Annotated in this window: 22 protein-coding genes and 1 pseudogene; 9 read left to right on the forward strand and 14 right to left on the reverse strand. The window is 72.1% G+C overall.

The genetic code is table 11. The features are described from left to right. Nucleotides 1–24 precede the first annotated feature (24 nt). The 5 genes from SM450_RS24125 to SM450_RS24145 all read right to left on the reverse strand — a co-directional run bounded on the left by SM450_RS24125 (nucleotide 25) and on the right by SM450_RS24145 (nucleotide 5,484). On the reverse strand, nucleotides 25–1,461 hold the full coding sequence (locus tag SM450_RS24125) for a condensation domain-containing protein (RefSeq protein ID WP_474622049.1): 1,437 nt from the start codon (nucleotides 1,459–1,461) through the stop codon (nucleotides 25–27). Next, a complete protein-coding gene (locus SM450_RS24130) occupies nucleotides 1,449–2,138 on the reverse strand; it encodes a hypothetical protein (RefSeq protein ID WP_474622050.1) in 690 nt (229 codons plus the stop codon). Before SM450_RS24130 ends, SM450_RS24125 begins: the two co-directional genes overlap by 13 nt. Next, nucleotides 2,113–3,339 (reverse strand): hypothetical protein, encoded by a 1,227-nt coding sequence (locus SM450_RS24135; RefSeq protein WP_474622051.1) that lies wholly within the window; start codon nucleotides 3,337–3,339, stop codon nucleotides 2,113–2,115. The genes SM450_RS24130 and SM450_RS24135 overlap by 26 nt, the downstream gene beginning before the upstream one ends. Continuing rightward, nucleotides 3,336–4,676, reverse strand: coding sequence for an MATE family efflux transporter (locus tag SM450_RS24140; protein ID WP_474622052.1), 1,341 nt, complete (start codon nucleotides 4,674–4,676; stop codon nucleotides 3,336–3,338). The genes SM450_RS24135 and SM450_RS24140 overlap by 4 nt, the downstream gene beginning before the upstream one ends. A 151-nt stretch (nucleotides 4,677–4,827) precedes the next feature. Continuing rightward, nucleotides 4,828–5,484 (reverse strand): TetR/AcrR family transcriptional regulator, encoded by a 657-nt coding sequence (locus tag SM450_RS24145; RefSeq protein WP_474622053.1) that lies wholly within the window; start codon nucleotides 5,482–5,484, stop codon nucleotides 4,828–4,830. A 22-nt stretch (nucleotides 5,485–5,506) separates the two neighbouring features. On the opposite strand from SM450_RS24145, the gene SM450_RS24150 reads away from it, so the two are divergent. Further along, nucleotides 5,507–6,859, forward strand: coding sequence for an MFS transporter (locus SM450_RS24150; protein WP_474622054.1), 1,353 nt, complete (start codon nucleotides 5,507–5,509; stop codon nucleotides 6,857–6,859). Continuing rightward, nucleotides 6,856–7,281, forward strand: a complete 426-nt coding sequence (locus tag SM450_RS24155; RefSeq protein WP_474622055.1) for a hemerythrin domain-containing protein — start codon at nucleotides 6,856–6,858, stop codon at nucleotides 7,279–7,281. The genes SM450_RS24150 and SM450_RS24155 overlap by 4 nt, the downstream gene beginning before the upstream one ends. A 17-nt stretch (nucleotides 7,282–7,298) precedes the next feature. Here SM450_RS24155 and SM450_RS24160 read toward each other — a convergent pair whose 3' ends face one another. After that, complete coding sequence (locus SM450_RS24160) at nucleotides 7,299–7,898, reverse strand: DedA family protein (RefSeq protein WP_474622056.1); 600 nt, start codon at nucleotides 7,896–7,898, stop codon at nucleotides 7,299–7,301. Between the two features lie 99 nt (nucleotides 7,899–7,997). Here SM450_RS24160 and SM450_RS24165 point away from each other — a divergent pair, with 99 nt between their 5' ends. Further along, nucleotides 7,998–10,085, forward strand: coding sequence for a heavy metal translocating P-type ATPase (locus SM450_RS24165; RefSeq protein WP_474622057.1), 2,088 nt, complete (start codon nucleotides 7,998–8,000; stop codon nucleotides 10,083–10,085). A gap of 38 nt (nucleotides 10,086–10,123) precedes the next feature. Here SM450_RS24165 and SM450_RS24170 read toward each other — a convergent pair whose 3' ends face one another. Further along, the gene (locus SM450_RS24170; RefSeq protein WP_357089236.1) at nucleotides 10,124–10,360 is read right to left on the reverse strand and encodes a GntR family transcriptional regulator; all 237 of its coding nucleotides are present in this window, start codon (nucleotides 10,358–10,360) and stop codon (nucleotides 10,124–10,126) included. A gap of 324 nt (nucleotides 10,361–10,684) precedes the next feature. Here SM450_RS24170 and SM450_RS24175 point away from each other — a divergent pair, with 324 nt between their 5' ends. Continuing rightward, the gene (locus SM450_RS24175; RefSeq protein WP_474622058.1) at nucleotides 10,685–10,885 is read left to right on the forward strand and encodes a hypothetical protein; all 201 of its coding nucleotides are present in this window, start codon (nucleotides 10,685–10,687) and stop codon (nucleotides 10,883–10,885) included. A 116-nt stretch (nucleotides 10,886–11,001) separates the two neighbouring features. Here SM450_RS24175 and SM450_RS24180 read toward each other — a convergent pair whose 3' ends face one another. The 4 genes and pseudogenes from SM450_RS24180 to SM450_RS24195 form a co-directional block, all read right to left on the reverse strand. Further along, on the reverse strand, nucleotides 11,002–11,589 hold the full coding sequence (locus tag SM450_RS24180) for a D-alanyl-D-alanine carboxypeptidase family protein (RefSeq protein ID WP_474622059.1): 588 nt from the start codon (nucleotides 11,587–11,589) through the stop codon (nucleotides 11,002–11,004). A gap of 114 nt (nucleotides 11,590–11,703) precedes the next feature. Beyond that, nucleotides 11,704–13,143, reverse strand: coding sequence for an FAD-dependent monooxygenase (locus tag SM450_RS24185; RefSeq protein ID WP_474622060.1), 1,440 nt, complete (start codon nucleotides 13,141–13,143; stop codon nucleotides 11,704–11,706). Between the two features lie 203 nt (nucleotides 13,144–13,346). Continuing rightward, entirely contained in the window at nucleotides 13,347–14,453 is a 1,107-nt protein-coding gene (locus SM450_RS24190; RefSeq protein WP_474622061.1) for a sensor histidine kinase, read from the reverse strand. Continuing rightward, nucleotides 14,446–14,781: pseudogene (locus SM450_RS24195) on the reverse strand (winged helix-turn-helix domain-containing protein); the annotation flags it as partial. The pseudogene SM450_RS24195 and the gene SM450_RS24190, both read right to left, overlap by 8 nt. Nucleotides 14,782–14,796: 15 nt before the next feature. Here SM450_RS24195 and SM450_RS24200 point away from each other — a divergent pair. Continuing rightward, on the forward strand, nucleotides 14,797–14,973 hold the full coding sequence (locus SM450_RS24200; protein WP_474622062.1) for a hypothetical protein: 177 nt from the start codon (nucleotides 14,797–14,799) through the stop codon (nucleotides 14,971–14,973). 307 nt (nucleotides 14,974–15,280) lie between these two features. Here the strand turns inward: SM450_RS24200 and SM450_RS24205 are convergent, their stop codons facing one another. Both SM450_RS24205 and SM450_RS24210 read right to left on the reverse strand, forming a co-directional pair. After that, nucleotides 15,281–17,068, reverse strand: coding sequence for a sensor histidine kinase (locus tag SM450_RS24205; protein WP_474622063.1), 1,788 nt, complete (start codon nucleotides 17,066–17,068; stop codon nucleotides 15,281–15,283). Then, on the reverse strand, nucleotides 17,065–17,754 hold the full coding sequence (locus SM450_RS24210) for a response regulator transcription factor (RefSeq protein WP_474622064.1): 690 nt from the start codon (nucleotides 17,752–17,754) through the stop codon (nucleotides 17,065–17,067). The genes SM450_RS24205 and SM450_RS24210 overlap by 4 nt, the downstream gene beginning before the upstream one ends. A gap of 99 nt (nucleotides 17,755–17,853) precedes the next feature. Here SM450_RS24210 and SM450_RS24215 point away from each other — a divergent pair, with 99 nt between their 5' ends. The 3 genes from SM450_RS24215 to SM450_RS24225 are packed head-to-tail and all read left to right on the forward strand — an operon-like array spanning nucleotide 17,854 to nucleotide 20,926. Next, entirely contained in the window at nucleotides 17,854–19,053 is a 1,200-nt protein-coding gene (locus SM450_RS24215) for an efflux RND transporter periplasmic adaptor subunit (RefSeq protein WP_474622065.1), read from the forward strand. Nucleotides 19,054–19,082: 29 nt separating this feature from the next. After that, on the forward strand, nucleotides 19,083–19,730 hold the full coding sequence (locus SM450_RS24220) for an ABC transporter ATP-binding protein (RefSeq protein WP_474622072.1): 648 nt from the start codon (nucleotides 19,083–19,085) through the stop codon (nucleotides 19,728–19,730). Beyond that, nucleotides 19,727–20,926, forward strand: a complete 1,200-nt coding sequence (locus SM450_RS24225; protein ID WP_474622066.1) for an ABC transporter permease — start codon at nucleotides 19,727–19,729, stop codon at nucleotides 20,924–20,926. Before SM450_RS24220 ends, SM450_RS24225 begins: the two co-directional genes overlap by 4 nt. A 61-nt stretch (nucleotides 20,927–20,987) precedes the next feature. Here SM450_RS24225 and SM450_RS24230 read toward each other — a convergent pair whose 3' ends face one another. Beyond that, entirely contained in the window at nucleotides 20,988–21,533 is a 546-nt protein-coding gene (locus SM450_RS24230; protein WP_474622067.1) for a hypothetical protein, read from the reverse strand. A gap of 413 nt (nucleotides 21,534–21,946) precedes the next feature. Between SM450_RS24230 and SM450_RS24235 the strand changes: the two genes are divergently transcribed. Then, a partial coding sequence (locus tag SM450_RS24235) for a non-reducing end alpha-L-arabinofuranosidase family hydrolase (RefSeq protein WP_474622068.1) occupies nucleotides 21,947–22,812 on the forward strand: 866 nt, incomplete at its 3' end.

The raw sequence follows: 22,812 nt of genomic DNA on the forward strand, positions 1-22,812 counted from the left end.
CCCCGCCCCGGTTGATCGGGTTGTTCAGTGCGGGGCCACCACGCCGCGATACAGACCGGCGGCCTCGCCGACCTCGGAGAGGAGCAGATCGGTGTCGAGCAGTCGCAGCAGCGTCCGGTCCACTCCGACCAGGACCGAACGGATGAGGTCCGGGGGCAGCAGGGTGGTATCCCCGAGCAGCGTCCAGCGCAACTGGCCCGGAGCGTCGAGCACGTCGCCGACCTCCATGAAGAACGAGGAACCTGCCGGCCGGCGCTCGGTCCACCGGAAGTTCGGCTCGGCCAGGGCCCGCTGCACCTCGTCGGGGTCGAGCGACACGGCGGCGGGCGGCGTCTCCGGCGCGCCGCGCATGTCGTTGAAGAAGCATCGGATCTCCGGCTCGGCGCCGCGTTCCCGGCTCACCTCAGCCAGCGCCGCCCACCCGTCGACCGGGTCGAACCGGCCGTGCCGGAAGGACCGTACGGCCGTGATCCAACAGTGCCGGACCAGGTCGGAGAAGGCCGGCCCGGCCAGGTCGACGACGGTCGGCATGTGCTGGGTAAGCGTGCCGACCGAGGCCCGCAGCGGTGCGGTGGTGCGGTTGCCGGTGACCAGCAGCAGCCCGCACCTGTCGGTCTCGGCGACCACACCCAGCAGGGCAGCGGTCACCGCGAGCGCGACCGTGGCGGTGCTGGTGCGGTATCGCTCGGCGAGCACCCCAAGCATCGGCGCCGAGACCGACGAGTCCAGGACACCACGCCAGAACCGGGGCTCGGCCGGGGCCATCGGCCGGACCCCGGCGAAGTTGTCGAGCGGGACCGCGTTCAGTTGCCGGCGCAGGTGGGCCACGGCGGCGGCGCTCACCTTCCGGCCCCGGGGGGACCGCTCGAAGGCGGCGAGGTCGGCCGGATGAACGAGTTCCGGAGTCGCCGGATCCGGGCGTCCCGCCGCCCGGCAGGCAAGCATCTCCGCAAGCACCCGTGCCGCCAACCGGCTGCTCTGCAGGTCGGCCGCCAGGTGGGCGATGCAGAGCACCAGAGCCCGGGGCACGCCCCGGTGCACGTAGACCAGGACGCGCATCGGCAGGTCCCGATCGTGGTCGAACGGTGTCGCCTCGAGTTGCTCGTCCAGGTCCCGGGCGGTCGCCGCGAACTGCTCGGCCGTACCGGCGCCGGCGAAGACCCCGACCGGGATGCTGCCGCTGTCGAGCACCTCCTGGACCAGCCGGCCGTCCCGTCGCGGGAACCGCGTGCGCAGTGCCTCGAAGCGGCCGGCGAGCGCGCCCACCGCGCCACACACCGCGTCCAGATCCACTCCCTCCGGGATCAGCACCGGCACCGTGACGTTGTAGGCGGTGCCCGGCGGCATCCGCCGGATGTCGCGTTCCACGAGCACCTGCCCCCAGGTCAGGTGCTCGGTGACCGCACGGGAGCCGGTGAAGTGCGCGGGCTGCCAGCGCACGTCGGCGGTCAGGCTGGACACGATGCGTAGCCGTCAAGCGTCTGGACCGCCGCGTCCCGACGGTTCTCCAGGTAGCGCTCGTTCCACCGGCCCAGCGCCACGTCGGACGCGTGCGGGCCGAGGAACCGGGCGGTGACCGAGGCGCGGTACGCGGCCCAGGTGGTCGCCGGGCTGACCAGCCGACTGGCGGCCGGCACGGTCCGCGCCGGCTGGACCGGCAGGTCGTTGCCGGCGGCCACGGCATCGGCCCAGCTCTCCTGCTCGTCGAGGGCGGCCAGCACGGCGTCGAACGGCAGGCCACGCAGTTCGGTGACCGCCACCGCGCGGCTGCGGAAGCCGGTCGCCGACGCCGGGCCGAACCGCTCGATAGCGATCGCCACCGGCAGCATCGCCCGGGGCGCGAACCACTCGCAGCCGAGCACGGCAAGCGTGGGCAGGCCACCGGTGTCGGGGTCGTCCGCCGTGACGATCCGCCACTCCGCGAAGGGCAGTGCGATGCCCGCGGACCGGAACGTGGCCGCGTCGGCGCCGCAGTCCGGGCAGGACATCACCCGGACCGCCATCGGGGGTGCCGGCGGGCGGATCACCCCGGGCGGCTGATCGGCCGGAATGAGGAAGTGCGCCGCCACCTCGCGGCGCGCCATCCGTTCGACGATGGTGCTCAGGGCCGGGTCAGGAATCGTGGCAAGCGTGGTCATGTCGGGTGTCCTCTCCACGGGCGCCGGCCGGCACGCCGGCCGTGACGAAGGTGCCGGGGCTCCGGCCGTGCAGGCCGAGGGCGACCGCCGCCGCGCCGAGGTCGATGAGCGCCGTCCGGCCGGCGGCGCCCAGGGCCGTACCGTCGGGGGCGGTCAGGCCGGAGTCCACCCAGGACGACACAGCCGCGCGGATCCGGGAGGGGTGGGCGGGGTCGAGCGGAGCGGGCAGGGCACGGCGTACCGCCGCGGCCTCCAGACCGAGCAGGTATCCGGCGGCCCAGATCTCCAGGGCGGCCCGCGCCGACGGCTGCGGTAGCGGCCGGTGGTCGAGGTACGCGGCAAGCGCGGTCGTCACCTCGTCCGCGCTGACCCCGATCAGGTCGCACCAGTCCTCCCAGTACCAGCAGAACTCGTTGCCGGCGGGCTCACCCGTGTGCGGGCGGAGCAGCCGGATCAGGCAGCGGGAGTCCTTGACCTGCACGACGTACTCGTCATGGGACCGGTAGCGGGACCCCAGGGCCAGGGCCGTGTCGATCCGGGGGTCGAGGTCCCAGTGCGTGGCGGACGACACCGGTGGCGCCCAGACGGTGGCATGGTGCCGGCCACCGTGCCCGGCGATCAGAGTCGGCAGCCCTCGGTTGTCGACCAGGTGGGGCACGGTCGTCAGCAGCGGCACGCCGCGTTCCCGGCAGTATCGGGCGATCATCTGGTCGTCGTCGGTGACCTCGTCCGGGATCGGCCGCAGATAGTCGGCCAGGTCCGCAGCCACGCCGGCCGGCAGCAGGAACGCGAGCGCCGGGGTCCACTCCATCGGGGACAGCGGCGCCCACGGCGATCCGGCGACCGCGGCCAGTCGGGACAGGAAGCTGTTCTGCGGGCTGCTCCAGTCGGTGTACAGGGCGATGCCGTGTGCCGGGCGGTGCGCGATCGCGGCGACCACGTGCGTGGCGAAGTCGTCGCAGACCCGGGCGTCGTCCTGGAGCACCAGGTGGTGCGTGGCGCCCTCGGCGATCGACGCCCAGGCGACCTTCGCGGTCCGCAACGGGCTGCGCGCGGCGTCGGGGTCCGGGTCCGGCACGATGCGCGCGGACAGCGGGCGGCACGCCTCGACGAGGGTGTCCAGGACGACGTCCCGAGCCGGGTGGTGCATGATCGTCACGCTGAGGCGTACGTCCCGCGCCCGCCACTCGGGACGGCTCACCGGGCGTCCGCCCGGCTGATCCGTCGGACGTGTCGCCACGTCAACAGCGGGACGACGAACATGCCGCAGGCGTTGAGCACCGCGATCGTCCAGTAGAGGGCCGATGGATCCTGCTGGGTCCGGGCCAGCGCGCTGCCGACCACCACCATGCCCCCGAAGTAGGGCACGTTCAGCAGCAACGCGATCAGGCCCCCGCCGACCTGCTCCAGAAGAAGCAGCGTCATCACGTTCAAACCCAGGCCGAAGTAGGTCAGGCCGACGATCGCCAGGTACCGTCCGGTCTCCGACGCCACCGTCGGGTCACCGGCAAGCACCGCGGCCAGGGGCTCCCGGCACAACCAGATCGCGGCGGCAAGCACCGCGTACACCGCGGCGGTCAGGCGCAGCCCGGCGCCGAGCGTGGCCAGCCCCTCCCCGGTCCGCCCCGCGCCCCGCAGTTGGTTGAGCACGATCGCGGTCGCCGAACCGAGCGCCGAGGCGGGCACGATGAGCAGGTTCTGCAGCGCGCCGGCCGCCGAGTATCCGGACACCACGTCCGGCCCGAACGGGCTGAGCGCCCACAGCAGGCCCGCGTTCGCGACGGCCATCACCACGAACGACGCCGTGACCGGCAACCCGGTGCCGGTCAGCCGCCCGATTGCCTCCGGACGCCAGGTCAGCGGCCCGCTCGCCGTCCAGAGGCCGCAGCGGTACACCTGCACCATGCCGACGGTGAGCGCGGCCACGCCGCCGACCGCGATCGCGACCGGAAGCGCGTACACCCCGAGGTCGGTGCCGAAGCCCAGAACCGCGACGCCGCCCACCTCCAGGACCGCGCCGGTCAGCACCACGGACGCCGCGGAGCCCGGACGGCCGTAGCCGCGCAGGCTCGACGAGAGCAACACGGTCGGGAAGAAGATCAGGTTGGCGAGGCAGGCCCAGCGGGTGAAGGCGACGAATTCCCCCACGGACGCGTCCGGGACGTTCAGCAGCGCCGCCAGCCACGGCGCCGCCACGATCAGCGCGAGGCTGACGGTGCCCCAGACGGCCGCGCCGACGCGGGCCATGCTGGCGGCGACCGGGAGGACGTCCCCCGGTCGGCCCGCGCCCCGGCTCACCGACGCGGCGACCTGGTTGCTCACGTCGAAACCCACCTGGAGGGCGGCGAAGAGCAACGCCAGCGGTACGTAGAGGGAGCGCACGTACATCGCCTCGACGCTGATCCGGGCCATCAGCGCGATCACCATCACCGGCACCAGCACGCCGGCCGTCTCGCCGAGCGCGATCGTGGCGGCGAGGCTGCGGATCCGGGCCGGGCCGTTCAGGACGACCGGGGTCGGTGCCTCAGTGGTGCTCACGACTGCGCCACCGCCGATTCACCGGCAGTCGGACGTACGGGCATGAGACCCACCCCCATTTTGGGCTCGCGGCTCGCGGTGACGCACCGAACATAGGTTCGGACGAATCAGGCCCACAAGCTGCCCAAAGGGCTATGCCCATGGGAGATGGTCACTCGAGCCGGTGTGTGCTGACGAAGCCGGTGACTATCGCGCGCAGCCCTTTGTCGAAGGTGTCGCGGGCGGTCAGTTCCTCCCAACGCCCGCTCAGCGCGGCGAGTCTGGGCAGCGTCGACGGGTCGAGGTCGGCGAATATCCGGCTTCGGTGGGTCGGCCGATCCTCCTCGCGCCGGCGTCCGGACGCGTTTCTGGCGCTGATCTCACCGGCGGTGTAGTGCCAGATGGTCCGATACCCGTCGACGGCGTCCTCCGGGGTCAGTCCGGCGCGCACGAAGCCGTCGATGATCGCCTCGGGGTACGGGAGCGCGTGGATCGACAGGAGGTCGTCCGCGCGCAGCGCTTCCACGGCCCACGGGCGGTCGAGCAGCGCCAGCCGGATGGAGGTGGCCGCCGCCACGACCTGTTCGGTGGGACTGTCCCGTCGCGGGTCGAGCACGGGTAGGTCGGTCGCGTACTGGTCGAGGAGGAGTTGCAGCAGTTCCTCCTTGTCCCCGACGTGGTGGTAGAGCGCCATGGCCGTCGCGCCCACCTCGCGGGCGACGCGACGCATGGTCAACGCCTCGATCCCCTCCGCCTCGAGGATGCGGTGCGCGGCGGAGACGACGTCGGCCTTGGAGATCTTCGGCGGCCGGCCTGGACGTGTGGGCATTCGGCCATGCTACTTTCTATACATGTATAAAAACTCGTCCTCGGCGGTCCTCTGCGCCCTCGCGTACGCCGTCGTGGTCGGCACGCTGCAAATGACCGCGGTCGTGCCCCTGCTGCCCGTGCTGCAACGGGAGTTCGACGCCTCGTTGCCCGCCGTCTCCTGGGTGCTTACCGCCTCGCTGCTCGCCGGCGCGGTGAGCCTTCCGTTGCTCTCCCGCCTGGGCGATCTCTACGGCCGCCGCACGGTGGCACTGGCGGCGCTGGCCCTGCTTGTGGTCGGGGCCGTGATCTCCGCCGCCGCCTCGGCTCTTCCGCTGCTGATTGCCGGCCGCGTGCTGCAGGGCGTCACGGCGCCGCTGCTCCCGCTGGCGATCGGCATCGCGCGGGACACCGTTTCAGCGGAGCGACTTCCCCGGTCCATCGGCCTGCTGAGCGCGATGATGGGCGTCGGCAGCGGCGGCGGCATGATCATGGCGGGCCTGCTCGGCGGCGCGTACCGCGGGCTCTTCTGGATGCTGGCGGCCCTGGGCGCGGTGGGATTCGTGGCGCTGGCGCTGGTCGTCCGGGAGCCGCGCCGCGCACGCGCGGAGGACCGACGGCCGGACCTCGCCGGCGCCGCCCTGATCGCGGCCTGGCTGGTCTGTCTCCTGGTGGCGATCAGCAAGGGCTCGGCGTGGGGCTGGACGTCGCCGCCCACCCTGGGACTGCTGGGCCTCGCGATCGCCCTGGCCGCGTTGTGGGTGGTGACGGCGCGCCGTACCGCCTCGCCGCTGATCGAGATCCCGATGCTCACCCACCGCGGCACGATCGCTGCCACGACAGCGTCGGCGCTTCTCGGCTTCGCCCTGTTCGGCACGATCACCACGATCTCCGCCGTGGCGCAGGGCGAACTGGGCGCGTCGGTGCTCCAGGTCGGCTTCTACCTTCTGCCCACTGCCGCGACGATGCTCGTGGTGTCGCTGCTCGCCGGCTCCCTCATGCGTCGCTTCCGCCTGGCGTCCCTGGTCGGCGCCGGATCGCTCCTCGTCACCGTCTCCGCTGCGTGCCTGGCCGTTCAACACGACGCCCCGTCCCGTCTGTACGCGGCCACGACGATCCTCGGCGTCGGGATCGGCCTCGGCTACGCCGCCGTCGGCACCATGGCGGTGCAGCACGTACGGCCCGCCGAGACCGCGGTCGCCGGAGGGATCAACGCGCTGGTCCGCATCGTCGGCAGCAGCCTCGCGGGCGCCGTGGCCGCCCCTCTGATCGCCGCCGGCGAGACCTCGGCCAGCTTCGCCGTCGCCGCCGTCGCGGCCCTCCTCTCGGCCCTCGCGGCCTTCGCGCACCGCGCACCCGTTCCTGTCCACAGCGCATTGATCAGGGAGCCCGCATGACCACACCCGACAACCGCGTCATCGCCTGGGGCGACGAGTTGGTCAAACTGCACGACCGCTTCCGCGCGGACCTCGCCGAACTCCGCCGCGGCGGAGAACCCGGCCCGACTCTGCGCGAACACTGCCTGACCTTCTGTGAGGCGCTGCACGCTCACCACACCGGCGAGGACCACGTCCTCTTCCCCCACCTGGGCGGCCGTCATCCAGAACTCGCGCGCGTGCTGGAACGGCTGGCAGCCGAACACCGGACCGTGGCGCGCCTGCTGGACGAGTTGCGGACCGCGGTCGCCGGCGGCGATCACGCGACTGTCCGCGCCGAGATCGAACACCTCGCGAACGAACTCGAAGCGCATCTCGACTATGAAGAGGAACAGCTCGTGCCCGTGCTCAACGCGATGAAGGACATGCCAGAGGATCTGTGACGAACACGTCTGTCGCGTCAGGAATGTCGACGGGTCAGCCGCCATCCGGTGTAGGCGAGCGCGATCGCGATCGCGGCGGCGACCAGGTACCACTCGAACCGGTGCAGGTCCACGACGAGGGCGCGCAGGTGGTCGCCGGCCAGGTACCCGGCGGTCGCCCACAACCCCACCCAGGCGGCGGCGCCGAGGGCGTTGTAGGCCACGAAGCGCCGCAAGGGCATGCCTGTGGTGCCGGCGAGGACGCCGTTGAACTGCCGGAGGCCGTCGACGAAGCGGGCGGCGGCGACGAGTTTCGGCCCGTGGCGGCTCATCATCGCCTCCAGGCGGGCGAACCGGTCGGGACCGAGGCGCAGGCGGCGGCCGTGGCGCAGGACGAGCCGGCGGCCCCCGTAACGGCCGATCAGGTAGCCGATGCTGTCCCCGGACACGGCGGCCAGGAACGCCGTGGCCGCCACACCTACGACGTTCAGCCGGCCGTGTGCCGCGTACCCGGCGGCGAGCACGATCGCCGTCTGCCCGGGGGCCGGAACGCCGAAGCCTTCCACGCCGACGAGCAGGGCAAGGCCCGGGTAGCCGTAGTGGCTCACCAGGTCGGTGAGGACGCGGAACGAACTCACCCGCCGGCATTCCCGTGCCGAGCGCGGGTAGTCCACAAGCGGCGTACCGTTGCCTCTATACCCCCAGGGGGTATAAGGTGGGCTGTGGAGGTGGACCTCGTGACACGTCACCACACCGGCCACGACGCGGATCCGCGCACACACGCCCACACACCGGCCGCCGGAGCGTCGCCGGCGACGCACGACAAGCACGCCGGGCACGACCCGGAGCAGTTCCGGCGCAGGTTCTGGCTGAGCCTGGCGCTTACCGTGCCGATCGTGGCCACCAGCCACATGGTGATGGACTGGTTCGGCTACCGGTGGGACCTCCCCGGCATGACCTGGGTCGGGCCGGTCCTCGGGACGGTGGTGTTCGCGTACGGCGGCTGGCCGTTCCTCGTCGGCGGTGTGCGCGAGATCCGCGACCGGGCGCCCGGCATGATGCTGCTGATCTCGATGGCGATCACCGTCGCCTACGTCGCGTCCCTGGCGACCAGCCTCGGCGGGTTCAACCTCGACTTCTGGTGGGAACTGGCGGCGCTTGTGACCATCATGCTGCTGGGCCACTGGCAGGAGATGAAGGCCATCGGTCAGGCCCAGGGCGCGCTGGCCGCTCTCGCCGCGCTGCTGCCCGACGACGCCGAACGCCTCGACGACTCCGGCCGCGCCCACCCGACGCCTGTCGGTGACCTGCGGGTCGGCGACGTGGTGCTTGTGCGTTCCGGTGGCCGGGTGCCGGCCGACGGGCGGATCGTCGACGGCGCGGCCGAGCTGGACGAGTCGATGATCACCGGAGAATCCCGTCCGGTGCCGCGCGCCGCCGGGGACCGGGTAATCGCGGGCACCGTGGCCACCGACTCCACCCTGCGGGTACGCGTCGACGCCGTCGGCGAGGACACCGCCCTCGCCGGTATCGGCCGGCTCGTCGCCCAGGCGCAGAACTCCGCCGGCCGGGCGCAGGTGCTCGCCGACCGCTTCGCCGCCTGGCTGTTCTACCTCGCCACCGCCGCCGCGCTGATCACCTTCGGCACCTGGTGGAGCCTCGGCGACCTCGGCGAAGCCGTGGTCCGCACCGTGACCGTCCTGGTCATCGCCTGCCCGCACGCCCTCGGGCTGGCCATCCCGCTGGTGATCGCGCTGTCGACGGCCGTCTCGGCCAGAGCCGGCATCCTCGTCAAGGACCGGCTCGCCCTCGAACGCATGCGGGGCGTGGACGCGGTGCTGTTCGACAAGACCGGCACCCTCACCAGGGGCACCCACACCCTCACCGCCGTGGCCGCCACCGCCGGGCGCGCCGAGGACGACGTGCTGCGGATTGCCGGCGCCGTCGAGGCCGACAGCGAGCACCCACTGGCCCGGGCGCTGACCACCGCCGCCCGCGACCGCGGTCCGACGCCCGCGGCCCGCGACTTCCGCTCTCTCACCGGGCGGGGCGTGCGGGCCGTCGTCGACGGCACCGCGTACGCCGTCGGCGGCCCGGCCCTGCTGCGGGAACTCGACGCCACCGTGCCCGCCGACCTCGACGCCGCCAGCTCACACTGGTCGGCCCGGGGCGCCGCGGTCCTGCACCTCGTGCGGCTCCCCGCCGACGGCCACCCGGAGCCGATCGGCGCGTTCGCGCTCGAGGACGAGGTGCGCCCGGAGGCACGCCAGGCCATCACGGAACTGCGCGCGCAGGGCATCAGGAAGATCGCCATGATCACCGGCGACGCCCGGCCGGTCGCCGAGGCCGTCGCCGCCGACCTGGGCTTCCGACCGGGAGTGGACGAGGTGTTCGCCGAGGTCCTGCCCGCCGACAAGGACCACGCCGTGGCCGAGCTGCGGGCGCAGGGGCTGAGGGTGGCCATGGTCGGCGACGGGGTCAACGACGCTCCCGCCCTGGCCCGCGCCGACGTCGGCATCGCCATCGGCGCCGGCACCGACGTGGCCATCGAGTCCGCAGGCGTGGTCCTGGCCTCCTCCGATCCGCGCAGCGTCACCGGCGTGATCCGGCTCTCCCGCGCCTCCTACCGCAAGATGGTGCAGAACCTCGCCTGGGCCGCGGGCTACAACGTCGTGGCCATCCCCTTGGCCGCGGGCGTGCTGGCGTGGGCGGGGATCGCGCTGAGCCCCGCCGTCGGGGCCGTGCTGATGTCCGCGTCCACCATCGTGGTGGCGCTCAACGCCCAACTGCTGCGCCGCGTACGCCTCACGCCCGCGTCCGACTGACCGCATCCACCAGGCGCTCGGCCATCGCCGCGCCGGGGCTAGCGGGCCTTCTCGGCGACGTAGGTCCCTCGGGCCGGCAGCGTTACGACCAGGCCCCGCTCCCTCAGCAGCCGCACCGCCGCGCGGACCGTCCCGCGAGCCACGCCGTACTCCTGCTGAAGGTGGGCCTCGCTGGGGAGTGGCTGGCGCGGCTTCAGCTTGCCCTCCTCAATCTGCTTGGCGAGGAGGTCTGCGAGCTGGATGTAGAGCGCCACCGGGGACATCTCATCAACCATGACCGGAACCTTATGGACGGGTAGGAGGGATAACCCGTCGGGTATGTGCTAGACGTATCAGACGGGTTGTACGAGTTGGACGAGATGGACTACCTTGAGAAGGCGTCCGTAAACGCGCTGCCAGGAGGGGATCTTCATGAAGCTCTGGCCGTTCAAGCCCTGTGCCTCTTGACCAGACCGGCCCAGCCACCGCATACCCGAACCGCTCCGGAGCGCTCGGCCCCGGGGCCGTCACCGAGGCCCAGGCTCGCCGCAATGCCGGGCGGTCCTGGACCGGGGAGCGAGTTCTCGGCCGGGGTCAACGCTCTCCGAAGGGTGGGTGTCGTGGGTGAGGTGATCTACCGCGTTCCGTTCCCCGTCGTCCTCGCCTCGTACTGCGTCGCGTACCACGACCGGAACCTGTGCTCGCGGTGCACGCCCGAGTGGTGCCCTCGCCTCGCCGACGCAGCCCTCACTCTCGACAAGTTCCGTGCGGAGCGGCTGGAGCGGTACCGGCTGCATAACGGATCCACCCGGCTGGACTGAGCCTTCGGATGCAGTGGTAGTTCGTGTTGAGGCTGCCCGATGCGGCCGTGGCGGTGACATGGCGTCCGACGGGTCGACGGTGAGGAAACGCACCAGGTCGGGCGGGTCCGCCTAGGTCACCATGGCCACGCCGACTGCGCCGGGAGCCTCCACGGACGAGCGTCGCCGTGAATCGCGGTCGGCTCACCCGGGTGAGCACGACGGCGCGGCGGGGCCCCGGGGTGGTACTCGAAGTGCCACCACTCGTTGTCATACACGCGATGCAGATCGAAGAGCCGGCCGTGTCGCTCGAGCCACCGCGCACCCTCGGTGGGCCGGACGTCCAGTGCCATTCCCGCGACATGCTGTGACTCGTGCGGGGGTAGCACCCACATCCGCGCGAGGTCCGGCGACCGAGTGCGACGAACCGCCTCAGCGAACAAGCGGGCCTGCTCGTGCGCCTCTCGATAGCCGGACGTGAGCCCGATCAGCTCTCCGTCCCGCCACAGCGCCTGCGTACGCGCCGCCCGGAAGGCGGCGCGCGTCGCCGGAGTCAGACCGGTGAGGTCCTCGGCCGGGAAGCGCGCCGCCAGCGCCCACTGACAGGCCACCTGCCGGGCCCGGCGCGGAGCGACCAGGAACGCGACCGGCAGCAGCAGCACCGCGAGCACCCGGACAACCACCCGATAAACGTGGTCGCGGCGCCGGGCCGGCTGCGTCTCCACGCTTCCGAGAGAGGGCATGCCCAGCAGGATCTCCCGATCGACGCGCCGTGGCCTGAGTTCCGGTACTCACCCTCGATAGGTACGGGGGCCCGGATCCCGTGACGGGGACGGGTGTCAGGTGGGTTCGCCGAACCAGCGGGAGAGGTGACCGTCCAGGTCCTGCTGATCGTCGCCGATCCACGCGACGTGGCCGTCCGGGCGGAGCAGGACGGCCGGCACGTCGAGCGTCGCGGTGGGATCCGGGAGAAGGTCGACCCGGTCCGACCAGCCGCCGACGGTCAGGCGTTCGGTGCGGTCCAGCAGCAGGCCACGGCCGCGGTGCGTCAGGTCGTAGAGGCGGCCCGTTTTCACGTCGATGTCCCGCAGCCGGCGGCCCAGCAGGTCGGGGCCGTCGCCGAAGTCGTATCGGACGGTGATGCCGACGATCTTCTCGGTCAGAAGGCGGTTCACCTCGTCGAGGTCCATCAGTTCGGTGAGCAGCCGGCGTAGGGCCTGCGGGCCGGGTTCGGTGGACGACAGTTCCGTCTGGGCGCGGATGTTGTCCAGCACGGCGGCGGCGACCGGATGGCGTTCGGCGTGGTAGGTGTCCAGCAGCGCCGCCGGCGCCCAGCCGCGGACCTGCGCGGCAAGCTTCCAGCCGAGGTTCACCGCGTCCTGCACGCCCAGGTTGAGGCCCTGGCCGCCGATGGGTGGGTGGATGTGTGCGGCGTCGCCGGCCAGCAGCACCCGCCCGACCCGATACCGTTCGGCCAGCCGGGTGGCGTCACCGAAGCGGGACAGCCAGCGCGGGGAGTGCACGCCGAAGTCGGTTCCGGCAATGGCGCGCAGTTGCTCGGTGAAGTCCTCCAGCACGGGGGGCTGAGCACGATCGCTCACGCCTGCCGCGGGGACCACGACGGTGTAGACCCCATCGCCCACCGGCCTGAGCCAGAAGTGCCGATGGGTCCTGCCCAGGTCGGCCATCCTGGCGGCGATCTCCTCCGGCGGCACGCCCACCCGCATCTCGCCCATCAGCGTGTCCTTCCGCGAGGGCTCGCCGGGGAAGCCGACGCCGAGCCGTTTGCGCACCGTGCTGCGGCTCCCGTCGCAGCCGACGAGATAGCGCGTACGCAGTTGCTCCCCGCCGGCCAGCTCGACGGTCACCCCGTCGTCGTCCTGCGCGAGACCGGTCACCGCACAACCACGCCGGACCTGCGCGCCCAGGGCGATCGCGTGTTCTTCGAGCAGGCGGACGATGACCGGCTGCGGGATGCCCAGCAGATAGGCGTGTGCGGTGTCCAGTCTGGGCGCTGGTTTGTCGATGGCGGCGAAGAAGCCGCCGGCCGGACGCTGCCGTGCGTGTGCGCGAATGCGCTCCAGGAGCCCACGCATCGCCATCAGTTCGATACTGCGCACGTGCAGGCCGACGATGCGGGCGAACGACACCGGCTCGGTTTCCGGATCCAGGACGAGAACCCGCACGTCGTGCAGCCGGAGTTCGGCGGCCAGCATCGCGCCGGTCGGTCCGCATCCGGCGATGACCACATCGAACGCGGAGGACTTCAGAGGGTGCATGGTGTTGCCTTTCGGGAGAGCCCTGCGGGCGGGGCGCTCCCGGCGACACCTACGTCAGTCGCCGGACCGTGACGACAGGGGGGAGCACCCACTTCGATACGACGTTCATGGGTCTCACCTCCTCGGCCGGGCACGGTCAGCCACAAGCTACAAGCCGGCGAACATCCCGTCCAACCATTTCGACAGCAGCGTCCGGGTGAGTCCTACCGCGGCCCGGAAAGCCGGACCGTGACGGAGAGACCGCCGGCCGGGCCTGGCGCGAGGTCCAGGGTGCCGTGGTGGGCCCGGACGACGCTCTGCACGATGGCCAGGCCGAGGCCGACACCGTCGTGGTCGTCGGCGCGTACCCGGTCCGCTCCCCGCCGGAAGGGTTCGGTGAGGGTCGGCACCACCTCCGGTGGGAGCCGGCGTCCGGTGTTCTCCACCCGCAGCACGCCTGTGCCTCCGTGCGTCCCGGTCCGGACCGTCACGGTGCCGCCGGCGGGCAGGTTGTGCACGATCGCGTTCTGGACGAGGTTCGCCACCATCCGCGACAGCAGTTCGGCGGAGCCGGTGACCGGGGCCGGCCCGCCGGTGACGTCGAGCGTGATCCGCCGCTCCTCGGCCAGGGGCAGCAGCGTTTCGACGGCCTCCTCGGCGAGCAGGGACAGGTCGACGCGCTCCTGGGCGACGTTTCCGCGGTCGCCGCGGCTGAGCAGCAGGAGCGCTTCGGTGAGGTCGATCGCCCGCTGGTTGACCGCGTGCAGGCGTTCGACGAGTTCATCCCGGTCCCGGGTGGGGTCGGAGCGGGCCACGTCGAGGAGCGTCCGCGAGATCGCCAGCGGGGTACGCAGCTCGTGGGAGGCGTTCGCCGCGAACCTCCGCTGCTCGGCGACGTGGGATTCGAGCCGGTCGAGCATGGTGTCGAACGCGTCGGACAGCTCCCGGAACTCGTCCTGTCGGCCCGGCATGCGGATGCGGTGCGAGAGCGATCCGGTCCCGGCCGTCCGGGTGGCGTCCGCGATCCGGTTCAGTGGCGCGAGCATCCGACCGGCGAGGATCCACCCTCCGACGAGACCGAACGCCAGCAGGAACGCAAGCGTCCCGGCCGCCCTCGGGGCGAAGACGCGCAGGAGGTTGGACCGGACCGGAAAGACGCCGGGGGTGAGGGTGTCGACGGAATCGGGGACGATGAGCATCGCCCGGTCGGGGACGTAGCGCAGGAGGAACACCCACACCGCCGCGAGCAGCAGCACGCCGGCGAGCACGAGGAACCCTGCGTAGCTGAGGGTGAGCTTGACGCGGACGCTCAGCCCCGGCGCCCTATCCATGTTCGTCCCCGGCCGGCGGAGTCCCGATGCGGTAGCCGACGCCGGGCACGGTGGCGATGAGCCACGGCTCGCCGAGCCGTTTCCGCAGTGCGGACACGGTGATGCGGACGGCGTTGGTGAACGGGTCGGCGTGGACATCCCAGGCCCGTTCCAGCAGTTCCTCGGCGCTCACCACCCCGCCCTCGGCGGCGACGAGGACCTCCAGCACGGCGAACTGCTTGCGGGTGAGCGCGACGTAGCGCCCGTCGCGGAAGACCTCCCGGCGGAACGGGTCGAGCCGCAGGCCCGCGATCTGACGCACCGGCGGCCGGGCGTGCCCGCGCCGGCGCCCGGGCCGGGCATCATGGTCAGCCACACGAACGGCACCGTCCCGTACACCAGGCCCACCTCGGCCAGCGACATCCGCCACGCCGGGGCGGCCCCGACGGCCCGCCGCCCCAGCGCCAGCGCCGCCGCCACAAGCGTGGCCAGTGGCAGCCCGACCACCATCATGAGCAGGATGCCGTTCTCCGTGTCGTAGCAGCCGTGCCAGCGCCCCGCCAGGCACGCCGGAGCGGCCATCAGGAGCGGTCGCCGCACGGCGAACGCGGCGCCCGCCAGGCCGAGGACCGCCAGAACGAGGAGCACGATTCCGCGCGTACGGCCGGCAGCAGGCGCCGTATCCGGTTCGATGCTCACGGTCTTCTTCCGGTCGAGATTCCGCGCGGACGGTGACGCGCCGGTCGGTCGTCAAGTGAAGACGCCGGGCCGTCGCGGCGCCGTATGCGTTTCTCGATACGACTGCGATACACCATGAGAATAGGAAACCGACGACGTGGTCGGCCCGGTCACTGCGGAACGGGTGCGACGATCGGCAGCCGGATGGTGAAGGTGCTGCCCTGACCGAGGACGCTCGTCACCGAGATCGTGCCCTCGTGGGCCTCGGCGAGCTTGCGGGCGATCGACAGGCCGAGCCCGCTCCCGCCGGTGCTGCGCGTCCGCGAGTCGTCGGCCCGCCAGAAACGGTCGAAGACCTTCGCCGTGTCGGCGGGCGCGATGCCGGTGCCGGTGTCGGAGACGGCGATGCTGAGCTGGTCGTCCACCACCGCGCAGCGGACGGTGACCGACCCGCCGGCGGGGGTGTGCCGGATCGCGTTGGCGACCACGTTGCCGACGAGCTGCCGCAGCCGGGCGCCGTCGACGGCCGTCTCCGGGTCGGCGACCACCTCGGTGGTGAGCCGCACGCCGGCGGCCTCGGCGGCGCCCCGATGCGCCTCGACGACCTGCTCCAGCAGGTCGGCGACGAAGTGCGGTTCGCGGTGGATGCGCAGGTCACCGGCGTCGGCGGCGGCCAGGTCCCGCAGGTCGTCGATGATGTGCTGGAGCAGCAGCGCCTCGTCGAGCAGCAGGTTGAGCAGTTGCGCGTCGGGCTGGGCGAGCCCGTCCTGGGCGGCCTCCAGCCAACTGCGGATGTTGCTGAGCGGCGTCCGCAACTCGTGCGCCACGTCGCTGACCATGCTCTTGCGCAACGCCTCGGTCTGTTCCCGCCGGGCGGCGAGGTCGTTGAGGGCGGTGGCCAGCAGGCCGATCTCGTCGCGGGTGGTCACCGGCACCCGGGCCTGCTCGTCCGCCGGCAGCCGGGTGGCGTCGGTGAGCGCCCGCAGCGGTCGCACCAGCCGCCGCCCGACAAGCACGGTGACAAGCACGGTGGCGGCCAGCACCGCGCCTGTCACCTCGACGATGCGGATCAGGTTCGCCCGGGACAGGTTGAACACGGGCTCGGTGGTGCCCTGGGCCTCGTCGGTCACGAAGAGCAGGGCCGGCGGCGCGACGTACGGCCGCAACTGGGCGAGCTGTGCCTTCTGGAGGCAGGCGTCGACCTGCTTGTCGAACTCGGCGTCGCCGCTCGGGATCGCCGTACGGTCGAGCCGGATCGCGACCCGTTCCGGCGCTCCCGCCCGGCCCATGCAGGACCTCGTCGCGGTCTCCAACTGCTCGATCGGCTCGGCCTCGCTCCCCAACGGTCTGGTCAGCTCGGCCGGCTCGCAGGTGCCGACGATGTCGCGTGGATCCGTGCCGGTCACCTGGAGCGACGCCCGGCCGGCCGGACCCACCACGACCTTCGCGCCCAGCTTGGAGTCGTGGCGGATGCAGTCGAGCCACTGTCCGGCAAGTGTCCGGGTGAAGGCGCTCTCCCGCTTGGTCAGCACGTACGGCCCGACCACCCGCGGGTCGATCCGCGCGGTCCCACCGGTCAGGCCCAGGTCCACCTGCAACGGGTCGACGGTCGCCGAGGGGCGGGCCGCCCGCAGCGACGGGCCGTCCGGCGCGGAGTCGGCGATCACCTGCCGCTCCGGGGTCATCAGCGTGATCCGGCGTTCGAGCGTGCCAGCGCGTTCGGCGAGCACGGCGGTCACCCCCGACCAGTCCCGGTGGGAGGCGGCGTAGCCCACCAGGGTGTCGTAGATGTCCTTGTCGTCGGCGAGGGAACGGCCTTGTGCCTGCTGGATCGCCTGCGTCGTCGACTGCACGGCGAGCCACGTCGTCGCCAGGATCGCGCAGACCGCCACCAGCAGGGAGGTGGCAAGCAGCCGCACCACCAGGCTGCGGTGCGGTGGCACCCGCTGGCGTCTCACGGCGCCCCGGCGGTCAGCTTGTAGCCGACGCCGTACACGGTCAGCAACTGCCGGGGGCGGCGGGGGTTCGCCTCGATCTTCCGGCGCAGGTTCATCACGTGCACGTCGATGGTGCGCCCGGTCGACTCCCGGTCGATGCCCCGGGTGTGTTCCAGCAGTTGGCCGCGGGTGAACACCCGGCCGGGATGACGGGTCATCGCCGCGAGGATCGCGAACTCGCCTGCGGTGCAGTCGACCGGAACACCGCCGGCGGTCACCGTGTGCCGGGCCTCGTCCACGGCGAGGCGCCCGACCCGGTGCACCGGCGCCTGCTGGGTGGTCGCGGGCACCCGGCGCAGCAGCGTGCGGACCCGGGCCACAAGTTCCCGGGGACTGAACGGCTTGGTCATGTAGTCGTCGGCGCCGAGGTCCAGCCCGCGCAGGAGGTCGTCCTCACCCGACCGTGCGGTGAGCATCAGCATCAGCACGTCCGACTCCTGCCGGAGGATCCGGCAGACCTCCATGCCGTCCAGCTTCGGCAGCATCACGTCGAGCAGCAGCAGGTCGAACGCCTGCTGCCGGGCCTGTCGCAGCGCCGCCTCGCCGTCGTGCACGATCGTCGCCTCGTGACCCTCCGCGGCGAGGTAGCGGCGCAACGCCTCGGCCTGCCGCTTGTCGTCCTCGGCGAGCATCACCCGTGCGCACATGGTGGGGACTATAGGTCAGGCACAAGGCTTCCAATCCGGTGAAAAAGACCATGCTCCGGTCTGACAGGTTCCTGATATTCCCGCGCCACCATCGGCGCCATGCCACTGACCCGAACGGTGCCGCAGTCGGACACCGAAACCCAGGTCATCCCCCGCGTCGACGCGCGACCGGCGCCGCGCCGCCGATATCTGAGGGTGCTGATCCCCGCGGTAGTCCTCGTCGGAGTGACCGCCGCGGCAGCCGTCGTCTGGACCGGCCGGGACGCTGGCCCGGCGGCGACCGCCGACGAACCGACAGGCGTGCGGAGCGTCGCGGTGGTGAAGCAGGACCTCTCGACGTCGCAGTCGATGCCGGGCACGCTCGGCTTCGGCGCCGCCCGGCTGCTCAAGGGCAGCGGGAGCGGCACGGTGACCTGGCTGCCCGCGCAGGGCGCGTCGGTGCGGCGCGGCCAGCAGCTCTACCGGGTCGACGACCGGCCCGTGCCGCTGTTCTACGGCGGGATGCCGCTGTTCCGCCCGCTGCACGACCTCGACACGGTCGGCCGGGACGTGCGGATCGTCGTCGACAACCTGCGCGCCCTCGGCTACCACGTCGGCGACCAGCCGAAGCCCGGCACCCGGCTGACCCGCGCGCCGTCCACGCCCGCCCCGACGAGCACCGTGGCCAGGGGCGACGGCGTGCTTACCGCCGCGCTGCGGGACGCCGTCAAGCGCTGGCAGAACGACCTCGGGGTGCCGGCGACCGGTGCGATCGAGCCGGGGGACGTGGTGGTGCTCGTCGGCGCGGTCCGGGTCGACTCCGTCGCCGCCCAGCCGGGGGACGGCGCGGACGCCACGCTGATGTCTGTCACCCAGACCTCGAAGGTGGTCACCGTGCAGGCCGGCATCAGCGACGCGGGCTCCATCGAGCAGGGCGACGCGGTCACCGTGCACCTGCCCGACGAGAGCACGATCAACGGCCGGGTCACCGCCGTCGGCCAGGCGGTGCAGGCGGCGGAGGGCGACGCCGGCGCCGGCGGTGCCCCGCCCACCGTCACCGTCACGGTGGCCGTGAAGAACTCCGCCGCCACCGCCCGGATCAGCCTCGCCGACGTGCGTGTCGACTTCGCCGCCGAGACCCACAAGGACGTCCTCGTCGTCCCGGTCGGCGCGTTGCTCGCGCTGAGCGAGGGCGGCTACGGCGTACAGGTCTCCGGCGGCGGCCTGGTCGCGGTCGAGACCGGGCTCTTCGCCCAGGGACTCGTCGAGGTCGAAGGGGACGGCCTCGACGCCGGCACGATGGTGGTGACCACCTCGTGAGCCCGGTGCTCGCGGCGCGCGACGTCAGCATGCGCTACCCGGGTGGGGTCGAGGCGTTGCGCGACGTCTCCCTCGACATCGCCGAGGGCGAGCTGGTCGCGATCGTCGGGCCGTCCGGCTCGGGCAAGTCGACCCTGCTCAACCTCATGGGCACCCTGGACCGGCCCACGTCCGGCACGATCTCGATCGCCGGGCAGGACGTGGCCGCGCTCTCCGACCGCCGACTCTCCGCCCTCCGGGGCCGCTGGCTCGGTTTCGTCTTCCAACAGTTCCACCTCGCCGACGGCCTCACCGCCGCCGAGAACGTGGCCACCGGCCTGCTCTACGCCGGTGTGCCGCGCCGCCGCCGCCCCGCGCTGGCGCTTGAGGCGCTCGACCGGGTCGGCCTCGCCCACCGCGTCGCCCACCGCCCGGCCCAACTATCCGGCGGTGAGCGTCAACGCGTCGCCATCGCGCGGGCCCTCGTCAACGGCCCCGCGCTCGTCCTGGCCGACGAACCCACAGGCGCCCTGGACACCGGCAACGGGCTCGCCGTGCTCAGCCTGCTGCGCCGGCTCAACGAGGAGGGCACCACCATCGCCATCATCACCCATGACAACGAGATCGCCGCCGGGCTCCCGCGCCGCGTCGAGCTGCGCGACGGCCGGCTGGTACGCGACACGTCGGTGGTCCGGTGACGCGCCGGGTCCGGCTCTCCCCGCTCGACCTGCTCGACGTGGGACTGCTCGGCATCCGCACCCGCAGGGCGAGGGCCGCGTTCTCGGCGTTGGGCATCGCGATCGGCATCGCCACCACGGTCCTCGTCACCGGCGTACCCGCCTCCGGCCAGGCGGCGCTGCTGCGCGAACTCTCCGCCCTCGGCACCGACCACCTCCAGGCGATGGCGCAGCCCAACCGGGACGAGCCGCCGAAGTTCCCGGCGGAGTCCGTGACGATGGTCAAGCGCATCGGGCCGGTCACGGCCGCGAGCGCGGTCGCGAACACCCATGCGCTGGTACGCCGCAACGACCGCGTCGACGCCACCGACGGCTCCGGCCTGACCGTGCTCGCCGCCCGCCCGGACCTGCTGCGGGCGGTCGACGGCAAGGTGCGTTCCGGGCGGTGGCTGGACGCGGTCACGGAGCGGTTCCCGACCGTGGTGCTCGGCTCCGTCGCCGCCACCCGCCTCGGTTTCGCGGATCTGCCCGCCACCGGCGGTCCCGGCCCGTCGGTGTTCATCGGCGACAGGTGGTTCACCGTCGTCGGCATCCTCGCCCGGATGCCGCTCTCGCCGGACCTCGACCGTTCGGTCCTGGTCGGCTGGGAGGCGGCCCGCGACCACCTCCGCTTCGACGGGCGCCCCACGGTCATCTACCTGCGGTGCCGGGAGTCGGCGGTCGAGGCCGTCCGGGAGGTCCTGCCGGCCACCATCTCACCCGTCGAACCCGGGCAGGTGGTGGTGACCCGCCCGTCGGACGCCCTCGCGGCGAAGCGGGCCACCGAGAGCAACTTCTCCACCCTGTTCCTCGGCCTGGCCGCGATCGCGCTGCTTGTGGGCGGCATCGGAGTGGCGAACACGATGGTGGTGTCCGTGCTGGAGCGGCGTACCGAGATCGGCCTGCGTCGCGCGCTTGGCGCGCACCGCGGCCAGATCCGCGCCCAGTTCCTCACCGAGTCGGCCGCGCTCGCCGCGCTCGGTGGTGTCGCCGGGACCCTGATCGGCGTGGCCGTGACCGCCGGTTACGCGATCTGGCAGGGCTGGCCGGTCGTGGTGTCGGTGCCGGCGACGCTCGCGGGGCTCGGTGGCGCGGTCGTGGTCGGCGTGCTCGCCGGTGTCTATCCGTCGATCCGGGCCTCCCGCCTCACGCCGACCCAGGCGCTCGCGTCGCGCTGAGACAAGCCGGAGTACGACCGGAGGCGCCACCCGATTCGGGTGGCGCCTCCGGTGTCGGGGGTCACTTCCGCTTGGCGGTGACCTCACGCTCGCACTCCGGCGAGAGCTCCATCCCCTTCGAGATCGAACGCGCGTCGTTCTGCTTGCCGCCGAACGCCCAGCCCGGACCGTCGGAGTTGACCTCGACGTACCGGACGCCCTTTTTCTTGAGGCACGCGACGACGTCGCGGGCGAAGTCCTTCGCCTCCGGATTGGCCGGGTCGAACTCCCAGGGCGGCAGCGGCATGAAGTTCTCGCAGGCCTTGTTCGCCGCGCCGGCCCGGCCCGTGGTGAGACCTTCGACCCGGCTCCTCTTGGTGTCGAAGCCGTGCTCGGACATGCACTTCTCGTACGGCTCGTAGAGGGCCTTGGTGTCCTCGGGGGTGTCGTCGAGGCGGGCGCGGGGCCGTTCCACCTTCGGTGCCGAGGCCGCGGCGGCGGGTGTCTCGGTGCGGAGCGTGGCCACCTCGGCCTCGCCGGCGTCCGCCCGGTCGTCTCCGCCGGTCGAGCACCCGGCGCCGCCGATGGTGACCGCCACCATGAGCGCGGCCATCGCGTACTTCCTCATCCTGACGCCTTCCTGTCGGGCCCGCGGCGTGGTGCGGGCCTTGCCGATGCCCAGGGTCGCGGCTAGTTGTCAGGAAGCTGTTTGTCGCCGTCCGCGCACGTACCACTCATCGGCCGAGCATGCGCGAGGCTCGATGTTAACGCCATCATGACGTCGATGCGCCGGTGTTCCGGCCCGGCGGGCAGGGGTGATGCCCTCGGAAGCGGGGTTGTCGACCGGGGCCGCTCGATGATTCGGGGAAGTTACGACTTGACGAACGCCATGTTATCGCCGACATTCGATGGTCAAGGACGAGGCTGGAGCTTTCCGGGCAGGTCTGCCTTGTCGAGATCGCACGCGCACCAGGCGTGCACGAGATCTTGTTAGCGCTAACACTCGGACGTGTCGGTCCGGGCAAGCCATCGAGGAGGATCATGTTCGCCTTTGGTAGAACGCCGTCAGACGCCCCGCCGCGTCGGCGCAGATGGGTGCCGCGGGTCGTCGCGGCAGGTGTGACGGCCGTGTTGGCAGGCGTCGGCGCCACGGCGGTGTTGTCGACCCCTGCCGCCGCGGCCTCGGTCGACACCAGCGCCTGGTACGTGCTTGTCAACCGCAACAGCGGCAAGGCCCTGGACGTCTACAACCTGGCCACGAACGACGGCGCGCGGATCGTGCAGTGGGCACGCAACAACGGCAACCAGCAGCAGTGGCAGTTCGTCGACTCGGGCGGCGGCTACTACCGGCTGCGGTCGCGGCTGTCCGGCAAGGTGCTCGACGTCTACAACTTCTCCACCGCCAACGGCGCCAACATCGTCCAGTGGTCCGACGGCAACGGGACCAACCAGCAGTTCCGGCTGGCCGACTCCGACAGCGGCTACGTCCGGCTGATCAACCGCAACAGCAACAAGGTGGTCGAGGTGCAGGGCGCCTCCACCGCCGACGGCGGCAGCATCGTCCAGTACGACGACTGGAACGGCAGCAACCAGCAGTGGCAGCTCGTCCGCGTCGACGGCGGGGGCAGCCCCACCACGCCGCCGCCGACCACGCCGCCGCCGGGTGGCACGTGCAACCTGCCGTCGTCGTACCGCTGGTCCTCGACCGGCGCGCTGGCGCAGCCCAAGTCGGGCTGGGCGTCATTGAAGGACTTCACCGTCGCCCCCTACAACGGTAAGCACCTGGTCTATGCGACCACGCACGACTTCGGCTCGTCGTGGGGCTCGATGAACTTCAGCCCGTTCACCAACTGGTCGGAGATGGCCTCGGCCAGCCAGAACGCCATGAACCAGGGCACCGTCGCGCC

This window comes from Micromonospora marincola (genome assembly GCF_056150385.1).

Bases quoted from the DNA above. Each gene is read 5' to 3' on its own strand.
- SM450_RS24210 (WP_474622064.1), bottom strand. From the start codon at position 17,754: ATGTGCGCACGGGTGATGCTCGCCGAGGACGACAAGCGGCAGGCCGAG.
- SM450_RS24150 (WP_474622054.1), top strand. From the start codon at position 5,507: ATGTATAAAAACTCGTCCTCGGCGGTCCTCTGCGCCCTCGCGTACGCC.
- SM450_RS24170 (WP_357089236.1), bottom strand. From the start codon at position 10,360: ATGGTTGATGAGATGTCCCCGGTGGCGCTCTACATCCAGCTCGCAGAC.
- SM450_RS24220 (WP_474622072.1), top strand. From the start codon at position 19,083: ATGCGCTACCCGGGTGGGGTCGAGGCGTTGCGCGACGTCTCCCTCGAC.
- SM450_RS24190 (WP_474622061.1), bottom strand. From the start codon at position 14,453: ATGGATAGGGCGCCGGGGCTGAGCGTCCGCGTCAAGCTCACCCTCAGC.
- SM450_RS24215 (WP_474622065.1), top strand. From the start codon at position 17,854: ATGCCACTGACCCGAACGGTGCCGCAGTCGGACACCGAAACCCAGGTC.
- SM450_RS24145 (WP_474622053.1), bottom strand. From the start codon at position 5,484: ATGCCCACACGTCCAGGCCGGCCGCCGAAGATCTCCAAGGCCGACGTC.
- SM450_RS24200 (WP_474622062.1), top strand. From the start codon at position 14,797: ATGGTCAGCCACACGAACGGCACCGTCCCGTACACCAGGCCCACCTCG.
- SM450_RS24230 (WP_474622067.1), bottom strand. From the start codon at position 21,533: ATGAGGAAGTACGCGATGGCCGCGCTCATGGTGGCGGTCACCATCGGC.
- SM450_RS24130 (WP_474622050.1), bottom strand. From the start codon at position 2,138: ATGACCACGCTTGCCACGATTCCTGACCCGGCCCTGAGCACCATCGTC.
- SM450_RS24155 (WP_474622055.1), top strand. From the start codon at position 6,856: ATGACCACACCCGACAACCGCGTCATCGCCTGGGGCGACGAGTTGGTC.
- SM450_RS24185 (WP_474622060.1), bottom strand. From the start codon at position 13,143: ATGCACCCTCTGAAGTCCTCCGCGTTCGATGTGGTCATCGCCGGATGC.